This is a genomic window from Ruminococcus sp. FC2018 (genome assembly GCF_000621805.1).
In the GTDB taxonomy this organism is placed as follows: domain Bacteria; phylum Bacillota; class Clostridia; order Oscillospirales; family Ruminococcaceae; genus Hominimerdicola.
Genome location: NZ_JHXH01000006.1, coordinates 48,595 through 62,150 on the forward strand (window position 1 = coordinate 48,595; position 13,556 = coordinate 62,150).

At 47.1% G+C, this 13,556-nt stretch carries 10 protein-coding genes, 2 tRNA genes and 1 riboswitch; of the genes, 9 read left to right on the top strand and 3 right to left on the bottom strand.

From position 1 onward, the window contains the following. The first annotated feature begins 48 nt into the window (after positions 1 to 48). The 8 genes from T494_RS12440 to T494_RS0105600 all read left to right on the top strand — a co-directional run bounded on the left by T494_RS12440 (position 49) and on the right by T494_RS0105600 (position 9,133). The gene (locus tag T494_RS12440) at positions 49 to 2,079 is read left to right on the top strand and encodes a carbohydrate-binding domain-containing protein (protein WP_051540128.1); all 2,031 of its coding nucleotides are present in this window, start codon (positions 49 to 51) and stop codon (positions 2,077 to 2,079) included. Positions 2,080 to 2,291: 212 nt separating this feature from the next. Beyond that, a tRNA-Gln gene (locus T494_RS0105570) sits at positions 2,292 to 2,367 on the top strand. Positions 2,368 to 2,380: 13 nt separating this feature from the next. Further along, positions 2,381 to 2,456 (top strand) — tRNA-Gln (locus T494_RS0105575). 124 nt (positions 2,457 to 2,580) lie between these two features. Then, a complete protein-coding gene (locus T494_RS0105580; RefSeq protein ID WP_028505440.1) occupies positions 2,581 to 4,113 on the top strand; it encodes an asparagine synthase-related protein in 1,533 nt (510 codons plus the stop codon). A 1-nt stretch (position 4,114) separates the two neighbouring features. Continuing rightward, positions 4,115 to 4,489 carry an MmcQ/YjbR family DNA-binding protein gene (locus T494_RS0105585; RefSeq protein ID WP_028505441.1) on the top strand — a complete coding sequence of 125 codons (375 nt, stop codon included), beginning with the start codon at positions 4,115 to 4,117 and terminating at the stop codon, positions 4,487 to 4,489. An 86-nt stretch (positions 4,490 to 4,575) separates the two neighbouring features. Further along, positions 4,576 to 5,199, top strand: a complete 624-nt coding sequence (locus T494_RS0105590) for a hypothetical protein (RefSeq protein ID WP_155984047.1) — start codon at positions 4,576 to 4,578, stop codon at positions 5,197 to 5,199. A 379-nt stretch (positions 5,200 to 5,578) separates the two neighbouring features. Continuing rightward, positions 5,579 to 7,327, top strand: coding sequence for a diguanylate cyclase (locus T494_RS0105595; protein ID WP_028505443.1), 1,749 nt, complete (start codon positions 5,579 to 5,581; stop codon positions 7,325 to 7,327). Between the two features lie 15 nt (positions 7,328 to 7,342). Next, a complete protein-coding gene (locus tag T494_RS0105600) occupies positions 7,343 to 9,133 on the top strand; it encodes a flavin reductase (RefSeq protein ID WP_028505444.1) in 1,791 nt (596 codons plus the stop codon). A 47-nt stretch (positions 9,134 to 9,180) separates the two neighbouring features. On the opposite strand, the gene dapB is transcribed toward T494_RS0105600, so the two are convergent. From dapB to asd, 3 genes are all read right to left on the bottom strand, one after another. Next, positions 9,181 to 9,939, bottom strand: coding sequence for a 4-hydroxy-tetrahydrodipicolinate reductase (gene dapB, locus T494_RS0105605; protein WP_028505445.1), 759 nt, complete (start codon positions 9,937 to 9,939; stop codon positions 9,181 to 9,183). A 71-nt stretch (positions 9,940 to 10,010) separates the two neighbouring features. Next, entirely contained in the window at positions 10,011 to 10,901 is an 891-nt protein-coding gene (dapA, locus tag T494_RS0105610) for a 4-hydroxy-tetrahydrodipicolinate synthase (protein ID WP_028505446.1), read from the bottom strand. Between the two features lie 27 nt (positions 10,902 to 10,928). Beyond that, positions 10,929 to 12,011: an aspartate-semialdehyde dehydrogenase gene (gene asd / locus T494_RS0105615; RefSeq protein ID WP_028505447.1), complete on the bottom strand. Its 1,083-nt coding sequence runs from the start codon at positions 12,009 to 12,011 to the stop codon at positions 10,929 to 10,931. A 167-nt stretch (positions 12,012 to 12,178) separates the two neighbouring features. Then, positions 12,179 to 12,395: riboswitch (Lysine riboswitch) on the bottom strand. 111 nt (positions 12,396 to 12,506) lie between these two features. Between asd and queA the strand changes: the two genes are divergently transcribed. Then, a complete protein-coding gene (queA, locus tag T494_RS0105620; RefSeq protein ID WP_081777236.1) occupies positions 12,507 to 13,553 on the top strand; it encodes a tRNA preQ1(34) S-adenosylmethionine ribosyltransferase-isomerase QueA in 1,047 nt (348 codons plus the stop codon). Positions 13,554 to 13,556 lie beyond the last annotated feature (3 nt).

Genomic DNA, 13,556 nt, shown 5'->3' on the forward strand with positions numbered 1-13,556 from the left:
CGAGAGAAGCGATTACAGACTGACAGACAGATCAGAGGTTGAGAAAGTATGAAAAAGAAGATTATGGCTTTGACAGCGGCACTTATCATTGCAATATCCAGCTTTGCCGCTTGCTCAGATAAGAAAAACAGCTCGGAAGATGACAACAAGACAGGCTCGTCCATTGTGGCGTCTGACATAAGTGTGTCGGTGGACGCAGCAGATTACGAGGTGGGCTATGATGAAACATCCGCCTGCAAGATAACCCTTAGCGAGACCTCTGCCGAAGTAAGCGGAGAGGGTGCTGCCTGGGAAGACGGAAAGCTGACTATTTCAAAGGCGGGCACATATATTCTGTCCGGTAAGCTCACAGACGGTCGTGTGGTTGTAAACGCAGACAAAAAGGACAGCGTAAGGCTTATCCTTAAAGGGGCAGAAATCACAAGCTCCACAGGCTCGCCACTTACCGTGCTGCAAGCTGATAAGGTCAGCGTGACGCTGGATGAAAAGAGTGAGAACAAGCTGTCCGACGCAAGTGAGTATAAACTTAGCGGCGACGAGGAAAAGGTAGATGCCTGCATATTCTCAAAGGACGACCTTACCATAAACGGTTCGGGTTCTTTGACAATATCCGCAAATTACAAGCACGGCATAGTTTCAAAGGACGATCTTGTTATAACCGGTGGAAAGCTCACAGTCACAAGTAAAAACACTGCCATTTCCGGAAAGGACAGCGTTAAGATAACCGGCGGAGAATTTGATATTTCCGCAGGTACCAACGGTGTCAAAGCCGACAATACAGAGGACGCTTCAAAGGGATATATTGCCGTGACCGGCGGAAGCTTCAAAATAGTATCCAACAATGATGCCTTTGAGGCGGAAACAGTCCTTAAACTGGACGACGGAACATTTGACGTTACCACAGGCGGCGGAAGCCAGAATGCTTCCACAAAGCAGGACGGAAAGCCAAATGAGAACTGGCAGAAGAATATGAACAACGGCGGCGGAGGAATGCGCGGTGGCAGAATGAAGCAGGGTATGCAAGGCGAGCAGTCGGGACAAATGCCTGAGGGGGAAAACCGTCCTCAGATGCCCGATGGAGAGACTCCTCCACAGATGCCCGGCGGCCAGCAGCCTCCCGATGACGGCAACAGACAGCAGATGCAAAAAGAGCCTGTGCAGGCAGATGCACAGCCTGTATCAGCTGTAATAGCTCAGACCGCAAACACATCTTCCGAAAGCTCTGACGACAGCAGCACATCCACCTCTGCAAAGGCTTTTAAGGCAGGCGGTGACCTGGAGATAACAGGCGGCACATTTAAAGTAGACTCTGCCGACGACAGTATACACAGCAATTCCAAAGTAAACATTACCGGTGGCAAGTTCTCCATTTCCTCCGGAGATGACGGTATCCACGCCGATAATGACCTTACCATATCAGGCGGCGAGATAACCATAACCAAGTCCTATGAGGGCATCGAGGGCATGACCACCACCATAAGCGGCGGAAAAATAGATGTTACCGCAAGCGACGACGGAATAAACTGTGCAGGCGGAAGCGATACCGGCTCAAATGAACGGTCGGGCAGAAATGAGTTTGCCGCTCAGGAAGGTGTATATCTGAAAATTACAGGCGGCGAGGTGACTGTAAACTGTAACGGTGACGGTCTTGATTCAAACGGCGACCTTTACGTTGAAGGCGGCACAACCGTAGTTTACGGACCTACCAACAGCGGTAACGGTGCTCTTGACTACAACGGCAAAGCAACTGTTACAGGCGGCAGCGTTATCGCTCTGGGAGCAACGGGCATGGAGCAGAATTTCTCCGACGGTTCTACTCAGTGCAGCGTGCTGGTGGACTTTGATTCCACTATTGCAAAGGACACCGAGCTTACTATAAAGGACAAGGACGGAAAGACGTTATTTACAGTCAAAGACCCAAAGACCTGGCAGGGCGTTGTATTCACATCCCCTGACATCAAGCAGGGTGAGACTTACACCCTTGCCGCAGGCAGCAGCACAAAGACCGTTGAGGTCACCGCAACTATAACCGGCGGTGCAAATGGCGGTCAGCAGTTTGGCAGCGGCAGAATGAAATAGCTTTCATCTTCTCCATATTCTTTATTTCTCACCACATGAAAACAGCTGTGCAGTTAAGTGCATGGCTGTTTTCACTTTTTCGGGATGAGTGTAAACAAATTGTAAACAAAACACAATACGCTTGAAATCAGGCTCGTGTTGTGATATAATGAATAAGCTGTCTGATAGAGGGTTCAGACGGACCGGTTCCGTAAGCTGTGATACCCATATTTTGGGATATAGCCAAGAGGTAAGGCAACGGACTTTGACTCCGTCATTTCGATGGTTCGAATCCATCTATCCCAGCCAACATATAATATATTGGGGTATCGCCAAGTGGTAAGGCAACGGACTCTGACTCCGTCATTCCGAAGGTTCGAATCCTTCTACCCCAGCCAGTGCATACCGCCTTTTGCATAGTGCAAAGGGCGGTTTTTGTCGTTTGCTGAGGAAAGGACATACCTTGATTTTTTGTCATGATTGTGCTATAATCAAAAAAGAATTTTACAGCGAGGTGTTATTATGACAGAACTTATGGAATTCGCCGGACATATCCGCAACCATGAGGCTCTTTGTGCAGAGCTGGGTCTTGCAGCAGGTCTTTCCCGTGAGGACAGAGAAAAACAGATACTGCTCAAAGGCTATGAAAAGTGGGGCAAAGCCCTGCCTGAGCATCTTTACGGTATGTTCGCTTTTTGTATTAAGGACGGGGAAAAGCTCTTGTGCGTCCGTGACCATTTCGGTACGAAGCCATATTACTATTATCTTACCGATGACGGTAAGCTGCTGTGCGGCGTGAATATCCGTGATATTATGGCAAAAGAGGGCTTCAGAAAAGAGCTTAATGTGGATATGCTCCAGATATATATGTCCCTTACCTATGTGGGCGGTGAGGACACTTTCTTCAAAGGACTGAAAAAACTTATGCCGGGCTGTTACCTTGAGTTTGAAAATGGTAAGCTTAGCATCACACGTTACTGGAAGCCTGAGTTCAGACCTGATGAGAACAGGTCGCTTGAAGACTGGGCTGACGAGATACACACGACCGTACATCAGATGATGAAAGAGGTCAAGACGGATGATGAAACTGCTGAGTCGTTCCTCTCCGGCGGCGTAGATTCCTCGTATGTGCTTGCAATGAGCGATGCAAAGATGTCCGATTCCTGCGGCTACGACGACGAGAGATTTGACGAGTCGGGTCTTGCAAAGCAGACTGCTGATATCCTGGGCAGGGGCAATTCACGCTGTCTTATCACCCCAAATGACTATTTTGATATCGTTCCCTATGTTATGTATAACATGGAGCAGCCCCTTGGCGATGCATCTGCCATAGCATTTGCCATTGCCTGCCGTGAGACCGCAAAGCACACAAAGCTGTGCTATTCCGGCGAGGGTGCAGACGAGTTTTTCGGCGGATATAATATGTACCGCAACGCCGAGAGATACGGTGATAACCTCAAAACTTTCTATGTTGGCAATACCAACATTATGAAAGAGGACGAGAAAAAGCGTATACTTAAAAGCTACAACGAGAATGTGCTGCCTATCAATATCGCTAAGAAGATATATGAGGAAAATGAGGGTTATGACCCGCTGACAAAAATGAGCGATGTGGATATACAGATATGGCTCGAGGGGGACATTTACCTGAACGTGCATAAAATGAGCACCGCAGCAGGACTTGAGATAAGAATGCCTCTGACCGACAGGAGAGTGTTTGATATCGCATCACGCCTGCCCTCACGCTTTAAAGTCAATGCCGAGCAGAACAAGGTCGCTTTCAGGACCGCAGCTGCAAAGGTACTGCCCGAGGAGATTGCCTTCCGCAAGAAGCTTGGCTTTATCGTGCCTATAAGAATATGGCTGGCAGACGAGAATTATAACGCAGATGTACGCAGACTGTTTGACAGCGACATCGCCGAAAAGTTCTTTAACGTCAGCGAGATAAAGGCTATCTACGATGAGTATGTGGGGGGAAACTCGGACAACTGGAGAAAGATATGGACCATCTACACATTCCTTGTGTGGTACGAAGAATACTTTGTAAAACGCTGATATGAACAGACAGGATGTTTTGAAATGGGTGCTTGATACCTACGGCGTGGAGCCGGAAAGCCCATGGCCGAAGTACCCGGAGGATATGGTGCTGCGCCATGTGAACAATAAAAAGTGGTTTGGCTTGCTCATGACGGTGAACGCCTCTGTGCTGGGTCTTGACAGGGATGAGCCGGTGGAGATAATGAACGTCAAGTGCGATCCGCTGGAGATAGACTTTCTCTCCCGGCAGCCGGGTTTTTTCCACGGGTATCATATGAACAAGAACCATTGGCTGACGATTCTGCTTGACGGTACGGTTCCAATGGAAACAGTGTGCGGACTTATAGAGCGCAGCTTTGACCTTACTGCGCCAAAGATAAAAAAGAAGAAATAAAAAACAAAGCCACGGCGGAAACTCCGTGGCTTTGCTTTGTGACCTTGGGATATGCAGCCCAATGCCGGAAGGGGAGATGACAAAAAATGAGCAAGAGAATGAGAAGAATTATGACTGTTTTTCCGTGGATAGAACTGTTATTATCAGTTCTGATTGTTGGTGGTATTCTTTTGTTGAGAAAATATCCCGATACGGTCACATATACTTATGAGAACAAAGAAATAATCAGCAGTTCACTTCACAAAAATATATCTTCCGCAGCCCTGACGTTGGGCTTTTGGATCGTTGTTGTCTGGTGCATAATTATTACCGCCATTTGTATTTTCAGAAGAATCAAAACGGACGAGGATACCTCAAAGCTGTATTCTTTCACCTGGATAGTGACGGCTTTGTGTACAGTAATACTGTTTTTCGGGTGGTTTATATCTGAAGATTCTTTGCTTGGGGACTATGACCCTAAATGCTTTGAGTTTTCCGATGCTCAGCATACCGTTGTTATCGAGGAAGAATCGTGGCTGCTCGGTGGCTGGGGAAATATCTATCAGGTGGTTGATGACGGCAGCGCAAAGCGCCTTTCACGCTTTTCCACCGATGACGGTTACAGGAACGAGGGCAATTATCATATCAAGTGGCACGATGACAGCGCAGATATCACATACGGCGACGGAAACGGCAGCAAGGAAACCGTGACCGTGGAGTTTGATAACTGACAAAGGAAACAAAAAATAATAAAAAAATCTCCGTGGATCCTGCGGAGATTTTTTCGTTTGCTATTGCACTATGATATGAAATGTGTTATAATTAATGTGTCCTTAATAACCGCTGTCAAGCGGTTATTGCCCCGAACTGCGTTCGGGGAGCGCAAATTCTTAACATAATAGTGAATTTGCGCATCACATTTCTTGATGTCAAGCTCATCTTTGCCCTAAAGGGCAAATCAGAGTGCAAGAAAAAACATTATTTTTATTATTTTTCTTGCACTCGTTCAACATAAAATTGTCTATATAAGCTGTATAAAGCCAATTTTATGTTGTCAGAACAGACATTAATTAACTGAAACAAACTAATATCTCAGATAGAGGTGATATTTTGAAACAGATCCAATTTGATTATCAGGGCAAAGAAGCCTTTGTTCAGGACGTGAGAAAAATCAAACAATGGTGCGTGCAGAATCTCAGCTCATTGGTAATGTTTGACATTTATTCAGAGATACTGGATAAGAGTGCGGTGGATACTATCTGTTCGGTGATAAAGAGCGAGATCCCACAGGCGGTTTACATGGGCTGTACCACCAACGGAAACATTTTACAGGGAGAGCTTTCCAAAAATAATATATGTATCGTCTGCACAATTTTTGAGTACCCCGATACAAGGGCAGAGGTAATGCAGTACCGTATCGATGATGCTAACAGCGCAAAGGTCGGACAGCAGGTGGTTGAGTATGTAAACAGCAACAGCTGGATAAAGGCTGTTGAGATGCTTATTACCATTCGTGGACTATCCACAACGGAAATTTGCGGCGAACTCAGCAAAATGCGTAAGGATGTGGAATTGTTCGGCGGCGGAGCGTTCGCAATAGATATCGATGAGCAGCAGGCTTATGTGTTCTCCGGCGCAGGAGAATGTGAAACAGGCTCTGTGGTGTTCAGATTTATCGGCGGAGATAATATCCACGCACAGACATGGCAGATAAGCGGCTGGAAGCCCCTTGGCGTACACCATGACGTTACCAGGTCCCAGGGAAAGGTGCTTTATGAGATAGACAACCAGCCTGCTTTTGATGTGTATTACAAATATCTGAATATTGAAAACGACAGGTATTTTTTCAAAAACTCCCTGGAATTTCCTCTTGTATATAAAAAAGGCGAATCCATTATTATGCGTGCTCCAACGGGAAGTACCCCGGACGGTGCGCTGATGATGACAGCCAATATCAAAGAGGGAACAAGCGTCAGAATGGCTTACGGAGATCCCGAGACGATACTTCGTACCGTTATGAACTTTGGCGAGCAGGTGAGTGCCTTCCAGCCCCAGGCTATAAAGATCTTTTCCTGCGCCGCAAGAAAGTTCTTCTGGGGCAAAATAGCAGATACCGAAACAAAGCCTTTCCATGGGCTTGCTCCCACCTCGGGATTTTATACCTCTGGTGAGTTCCTTCGCAAAGGAGAGGATCTTATCCAGCACAACGTAACGCTGGTCATCGCCGCTCTTCGTGAGGGTGAGGCTGTGTACGGCAGAGACGTTGATTTCAACATGAGGGGATTTGAATTTACAAAGCAGGTCTCTGTCATAAGCAGGCTTGCAAACTTTATCGAAGTCTCCACCGCAGAGCTTGAGGAGGCAAACCAAAAGCTCGAAAAAATGGCTGTAACAGACGGACTTACAAAGCTGTTTAACCGAATGAAAATACAGGACGATATTATCGAGCTTGTGCACACTCAGGAAAAGGTTGCGCTTATCATGATAGACATCGACGACTTTAAAAAAGTCAACGATACCTACGGACATGACGAGGGCGATCTGGTGCTCATATCACTGTCAGATCTTATTATGGATGTGATAAAATCCACAGGTATCCAAGCCGTAGCAGGACGCTGGGGCGGTGAGGAGTTTATGGTGTGCATCTGGGGAGAGGATGCCGAGAATGCACAGCAGACTGCCGAGCAGCTGAGACTTGGTTTTAACAAGATCAATTTCAAGGAAGCAGGCTATCAGACTATCAGTGCAGGCGTTGCCTATGTTCAGGAAAACGAGAATCCGGAAAAGTTTTGTATAAGAGTGGACGATGCGCTTTATGCGGCTAAGAAGGCAGGCAAAAACCGGGTCATCACCCTATAAAAAAAGGAGGTTAATATGGTAATTACAAACGATGTAAAATATGTAGGTGTAAATGACCACAAGGTGGACCTTTTTGAGGGACAGTATAAAGTTCCGTGCGGAATGAGTTATAACAGCTACGTTATACTTGATGAAAAGATTGCGGTTATGGACACCGTAGATGCAGGCTTTACCCACCAGTGGCTGGATAACCTTGAAAACACCATGGGGGGCAAAGCCCCGGATTATCTTGTTGTACAGCATATGGAGCCCGACCACTCGGGAAGTATAAGTGCTTTTGTGAAAAGATATCCCGGTGCTGCCATCGTTTCTTCCGCCAAGGCTTTTGATATGATGAGCCGCTTCTACGGCGTTGAACCCCAAAGCAATAAGATCGTGGTTTCCGAAGGCTCGACCCTTGAGCTTGGAAAGCACACCCTTAACTTTGTCACCGCTCCAATGGTCCATTGGCCGGAGGTAATAATGACCTACGACAGCGCAGATAAGATACTTTTTACTGCCGACGGATTCGGAAAGTTCGGCGCTCTTGACGTGGAGCAGGACTGGACGGACGAGGCAAGAAGGTACTATATCGGCATTGTGGGCAAATACGGTCCCCAGGTCCAGAACGTGCTGAAAAAGGCAGCAGGACTGGATATAGCGTATATCTGTCCCCTTCACGGACCTGTGCTCAGCGATGACCTTGGGAAGTATATCTCACTTTACAACACCTGGTCAAGCTATGATGTTGAGGCAGAGGGCATAGTTATCTGCTACACCTCTGTTTACGGAAACACAAGAAAAGCTGTGGAGTCCCTTGCTCAGAAGCTGAAGGAAAAGGGCTGCCCCGATGTGGTAGTCAACGACCTTGCAAGGTGTGATATGTCCAAGGCTGTGGCGGACGCATTCAAGTATGGAAAAATTGTGCTTGCAACTACTACATACAATGCAGATATCTATCCGTTTATGCGTGAGTTTATCGACCACCTTACCGAGCGTGGATTCAAGAACCGCACCGTTGCTCTTATGGAAAACGGAAGCTGGGCACCTCTTGCTGCAAAGATAATGAAAGAAAAGCTTGCCTCCTGCAAGAACATAACCTTTGCAGAGCCTGTGGTAAAGATAATGTCCGCCATGAACTCTGACAATGCTCAGAAGATAGACGAGCTTTCCTCGGAGCTTTGCCGTGACTATATCGAACGCTCCGGAGAGTTTGCAAACAAAAACGATATGACTGCCCTTTACCGCATTGGCTACGGTCTTTATGTTGTTACCTCAAACGACGGCAAAAAGCATAACGGTCTTATTGTAAACACTGTCACACAGGTTTCCGACAGCCCCAACAGGATAGCTGTCAACATCAACAAGGCAAATTATTCTCACCATGTTATCAAGCAAACAGGCATACTCAATGTGAACTGTCTGTCTGTTGATGCTCCGTTCAGAGTTTTTGAGCGTTTCGGTTTCCAAAGCGGCAGAAATGCAGATAAGTTTGAAGGCTTAAAAACCACCTGTTCCGACAATGGACTTGTGATACTGGGCGAGTATATCAACGCTGTTATGTCTCTTAAAGTTGAGGATTATGTTGACCTTGGTTCCCACGGAATGTTTATCTGTTCCGTTACGGAGGCAAGAGTTATCAGCGACAGAGATACCATGACCTATACCTACTATCAGAACAATGTCAAGCCTAAGCCGCAGACCGAAGGCAAGAAAGGCTGGGTATGCAAGATATGCGGATATATCTATGAAGGGGAGGAACTCCCCGAGGATTATATCTGTCCTCTGTGCAAACACGGCGCAGCCGATTTTGAAAAGATAGTTTAACACCTGACACATAAAAAAAGCACCGCCTCTTGACGGTGCTTTAATTTTTACATCTCTTTTATCAGCTCGTTCATGGTGTACATTCCAGCAGGCTTTCCCGCAAGGAAGCAGGCTGCGTTTACCGAACCTACGGCAAACACTTGCTTTGAGTGTGCCTCATGTTTAAGGGTTATGACCTCGTCACGACCTGCAAAGATTATCTCGTGAGTACCAACGATAGTGCCGCCCCTTACAGCGTGCATACCGATTTCGGTCCTGGTGCGCTTTGCCCTTACCGAGTGGCGGTCGTAAACATATGTATATTTGTTGTCAAGCTCCTCGTTTATGGCATTTGCAAGCATTATTGCCGTACCGCTGGGAGCGTCTATCTTTTGGTTGTGGTGCTGCTCCACGATCTCAATATCAAACTGGTCGCCAAGTATAGCCGCAGCCCTCTTTGCAAGGTCGGTGAGCAGGTTGATGCCAAGGGACATATTGAAGGTAAAGAAAACAGGGATCTGCTGGGCAGCCTTGTTTATCTTCTCGATCTCTTCCTTTGAATAGCCTGTTGTGCCGATGACCAAAGCAACAGAGTTCATTGTGCAGTAGTCAAGCAGACTGTCAAGGCTGGCAGGATTTGAAAAGTCGATTATCACGTCCGGCTTTTGTGTCATCTCAGCAGGCGATCTTACGATCTCAAAATCCGAATATTTCTCACCGAACTTGTCGATACCGCAGACAGTTGTGCAATCCTCTCTTGATGCGATAACATCGGCAATATAGTGCCCCATTTTTCCGCTTGCTCCGCAAATGGCAATGTTTATCATATTATCAGTCCTTTGTATTTTATTTGCAAAAAAACGGACGGAAACGTGCTCCGCCCGTTTTGCGGGAATTTTTACTTGATAAGACCTATCTTTTCCATGCTTGCTTTAAGCTTGTCGATCTTCTCCTGTTCCATTTTCACAAGGGGCAGTCTGCACTCGCCCACCTCAAAGCCCATCAGATTGAGAGCCTCCTTAACAGGTATCGGGTTAACGTCGCAGAAAAGCATATTTGTGAACTCAAGCAGTCTGCCTGCCTTTTCTCTTGCCTCAGGGTACTTGTTCTCAAGGCAAAGGGAAGCGATCTCGTGAGTTTCAAACGGCATACAGTTGGAAAGCACCGAGATAACACCCACGCCGCCAAGAGCCATGATAGGTACTATCTGGTCATCGTTTCCGGAATAGATGTCGATCTTGTCGCCGCACAGTGCAGCGACCTTAGCGATCTGACTGATGTTGCCGCTTGCTTCCTTAACAGCCACGATATTCTCCACCTCAGCCAGCTTAGCAACTGTCTCAGGCAGAATGTTCACGCCTGTTCTTGAAGGAACATTGTAAAGGATACACGGCAGCTTTGTGGAATTTGCGATAGCAGTGTAGTGCTGGATAAGTCCTCTCTGCGAGGTCTTGTTGTAGTAAGGTGTTACCAGCAGCACAGCGTCTGCACCCAGAGCCTCTGCCTCTTGTGTGAGGTGGATAGCATAGTCCGTGTGATTTGAGCCTGTACCTGCGATAACCGGTATCCTGTGGTTTACCTTTTCAACAGCGAACTTGATGCACTCGATATGCTCCTCATCTGTCATTGTTGAGCTTTCGCCTGTGGTCCCGCAGATAATGATAGCATCAGTGCCGTTGTCAATGTTGAAATCTATAAGCTCTCCCAGCTTGTCATAGTTGATAGAGCCGTCAGCGTACATTGGGGTTGCAATAGCAACACCTGCACCTGTAAAAATAGTGTTTTTCATATGAGTGACTCCTTTCAAAAGTCATTATCAGTCAAAATAGCCCTTTGCCGCAAGAAGCTCTGCAAGAAGCACTGCACCGCCGGCAGCACCTCTGAGTGTGTTGTGGGACAGGCAAACAAACTTGTAATCAAACAGGGTATCCTCACGCAGTCTGCCTATGGAAACAGCCATGCCGCCTTCAAGATTTCTGTCCAGCTTAGCCTGTGGTCTGTCGTCCTCCTCGAAGTAGTGGAGGAACTGCTTTGGTGCGCTTGGAAGTTTGAGCTGCTGAGGAACACCGCTGAAGCTCTTCCATGCAGCCAGTATCTCTTCCTTTGAAGGCTTGTTTTCAAACGAGCAGAACACCGCAGCCGTGTGACCGTCGGAAACAGGTACTCTCAGACACTGAGCCGTGATAGCAGGCTCTGTTGCGTTAACGATCTCATCGCCCTCAATGTGACCCCAGATCTTCATTGGCTCCTTCTCGGATTTCTCCTCCTCGCCGCCGATATAAGGGATAACGTTGTCAAGGATCTCAGGGAACGTCTCGAAAGTTCTGCCTGCGCCCGAAATTGCCTGATATGTGCAGGCAAGAGCCTTTGTTACCTTGTATTTCTCCATAAGCGGAGCAAGTGCAGGAACATAGGACTGCAGCGAGCAGTTGGACTTGACAGCGATAAAGCCCTTCTTAGTGCCAAGACGCTTTCTCTGTGCAGGGATGATATCTACGTGCTGAGGGTTGATCTCAGGGATAACCATTGGTACATCGGGAGTAAATCTGTGAGCCGAGTTGTTTGAAACGATAGGGCACTCAGCCTTTGCATATCTTTCCTCAAGTGCTCTGATCTCATCCTTTTTCATATCTACCGCACAGAAGCAGAAATCTACCATAGAGGCGATCTTTTCCACATCGTCTGTTGCGTTGAGAACGATCATATCCTCAAGATCTTCAGGCATTGGATCGGCAAGCTTCCACTTTCCGCTCACAGCCTCTTTGAAGGTCTTTCCTGCGCTTCTTGGAGAAGCGGCAAGACAAACTATTTCAAACCACGGGTGCTTGTCGAGGATAAGACAGAATCTCTGTCCTACCATACCCGTTGCACCGATGATACCGACCTTATACTTTTTCATAATAAAAACTTCCTTTCTGTTTTGCACAATGGGGTGACATAATCGCCAAAAATGCGGCGGTCCGACTTGCCCTATTTGCGCAAAAGCATAAAATTGACCAAATAATAAAAAAACCGGTTGAAAACCGGCACATCATACAGTATAATAAGAATGTTGACATAATGTTTTATGTCGATAGCACTCCATCATAATTATGATGACAACCGGTGATCTGTTAGACCAAACAGCCAGCTGGACGTTCCCACGATCCGCTTCGGCGGTATCACCTTTCACACTGCTGCACGATGTCGGGAACATCGTTTTGACTCAGGAGCAGCCAATGTAATAAAAAGGCACCCCCGGGACAGCAGCGGTACTCATCTCAACCGCACCTCTATCTGTTGTGTAATATAATATCAGAAAATGCCGCAGATGTCAATAGATTGAGCAAGGTTTTTGAAAAAAACCGCCATTTTATATATTTAATGAAAAATTGAAGTCTTTGGAGAGATAAAAATGTTAGACTTAAACAATATGAGACGCTCCGATTTTGCCTATGATCTTCCACAGGAGCTTATTGCGCAAACGCCCCTTGAGCCGAGAAATTCCTCACGGCTTCTAAAAGTTGACAGGCTAACGGGCGAGATAACCCACGACCATTTCTATAATCTATGCCGTTATCTGAAAAAAGGTGACCTGCTGGTGCTCAACGATTCCAGAGTGCTGCCTGCCCGCATCTACGGTGAGAGGGAGGACACAGGCTCGTTCATCGAGTTCCTGCTTGTCGAGCAGCGTGAGAATATGGTCTGGGAGATACTCTGCCGCCCGGGAAAGAAAGCCAAGGTCGGCACACGCTTTTCGTTCGGTGGAGGTATCCTTAAAGCAGAGATAACCGAAGTCCTTGAGGACGGCAACAGGGTGGCACGCTTTGAGTGCGAGGATAATTTTTTTGCCGCACTGGATCAGATCGGACAGATGCCGCTTCCGCCTTACATAACCGAAAAACTCAAGGATAAAGAGCGCTACCAGACCGTATATTCCAACGAGCTTGGCTCTTCCGCAGCCCCTACCGCAGGACTTCATTTTACAAAGCAGCAGCTTGAGGACCTGCAAACGCAGGGGATAAATATCGCCTTTGTAACGCTTCATGTGGGACTGGGAACATTCCGTCCTGTTAAAGAGGACAAGGTGCTTGACCACAAGATGCACCGGGAGCATTACGAGCTCAGCGAGAAAACCGCACAGATGATAAACGATACAAAGAAAAACGGCGGACGTGTTATCGCCGTGGGCACCACCTCATGCAGGACGATAGAGAGCGTTGCCGCATTCCATGACGGAAAGATAGTTGCCGACGACGGCTGGACAAGCATCTTTATTTACCCGGGCTATGAGTTCAAGGTCATGGACGGTCTGATAACAAATTTCCACCTGCCGGAAAGTACACTTATAATGCTGGTTTCGGCGTTTCTCGGGTATGAAAAGACCATGGATGCATATAAGACTGCCGTTGAGGAAAGGTACAGATTCTTTTCCTTTGGCGACAGCATGATGATAATCTGATAA

Bases quoted from the DNA above. Each gene is read 5' to 3' on its own strand.
- dapA (WP_028505446.1), bottom strand. From the start codon at position 10,901: ATGAAAAACACTATTTTTACAGGTGCAGGTGTTGCTATTGCAACCCCA.
- T494_RS0105600 (WP_028505444.1), top strand. From the start codon at position 7,343: ATGGTAATTACAAACGATGTAAAATATGTAGGTGTAAATGACCACAAG.
- dapB (WP_028505445.1), bottom strand. From the start codon at position 9,939: ATGATAAACATTGCCATTTGCGGAGCAAGCGGAAAAATGGGGCACTAT.
- T494_RS0105590 (WP_155984047.1), top strand. From the start codon at position 4,576: ATGAGCAAGAGAATGAGAAGAATTATGACTGTTTTTCCGTGGATAGAA.
- T494_RS0105585 (WP_028505441.1), top strand. From the start codon at position 4,115: ATGAACAGACAGGATGTTTTGAAATGGGTGCTTGATACCTACGGCGTG.
- queA (WP_081777236.1), top strand. From the start codon at position 12,507: ATGTTAGACTTAAACAATATGAGACGCTCCGATTTTGCCTATGATCTT.
- asd (WP_028505447.1), bottom strand. From the start codon at position 12,011: ATGAAAAAGTATAAGGTCGGTATCATCGGTGCAACGGGTATGGTAGGA.
- T494_RS12440 (WP_051540128.1), top strand. From the start codon at position 49: ATGAAAAAGAAGATTATGGCTTTGACAGCGGCACTTATCATTGCAATA.
- T494_RS0105580 (WP_028505440.1), top strand. From the start codon at position 2,581: ATGACAGAACTTATGGAATTCGCCGGACATATCCGCAACCATGAGGCT.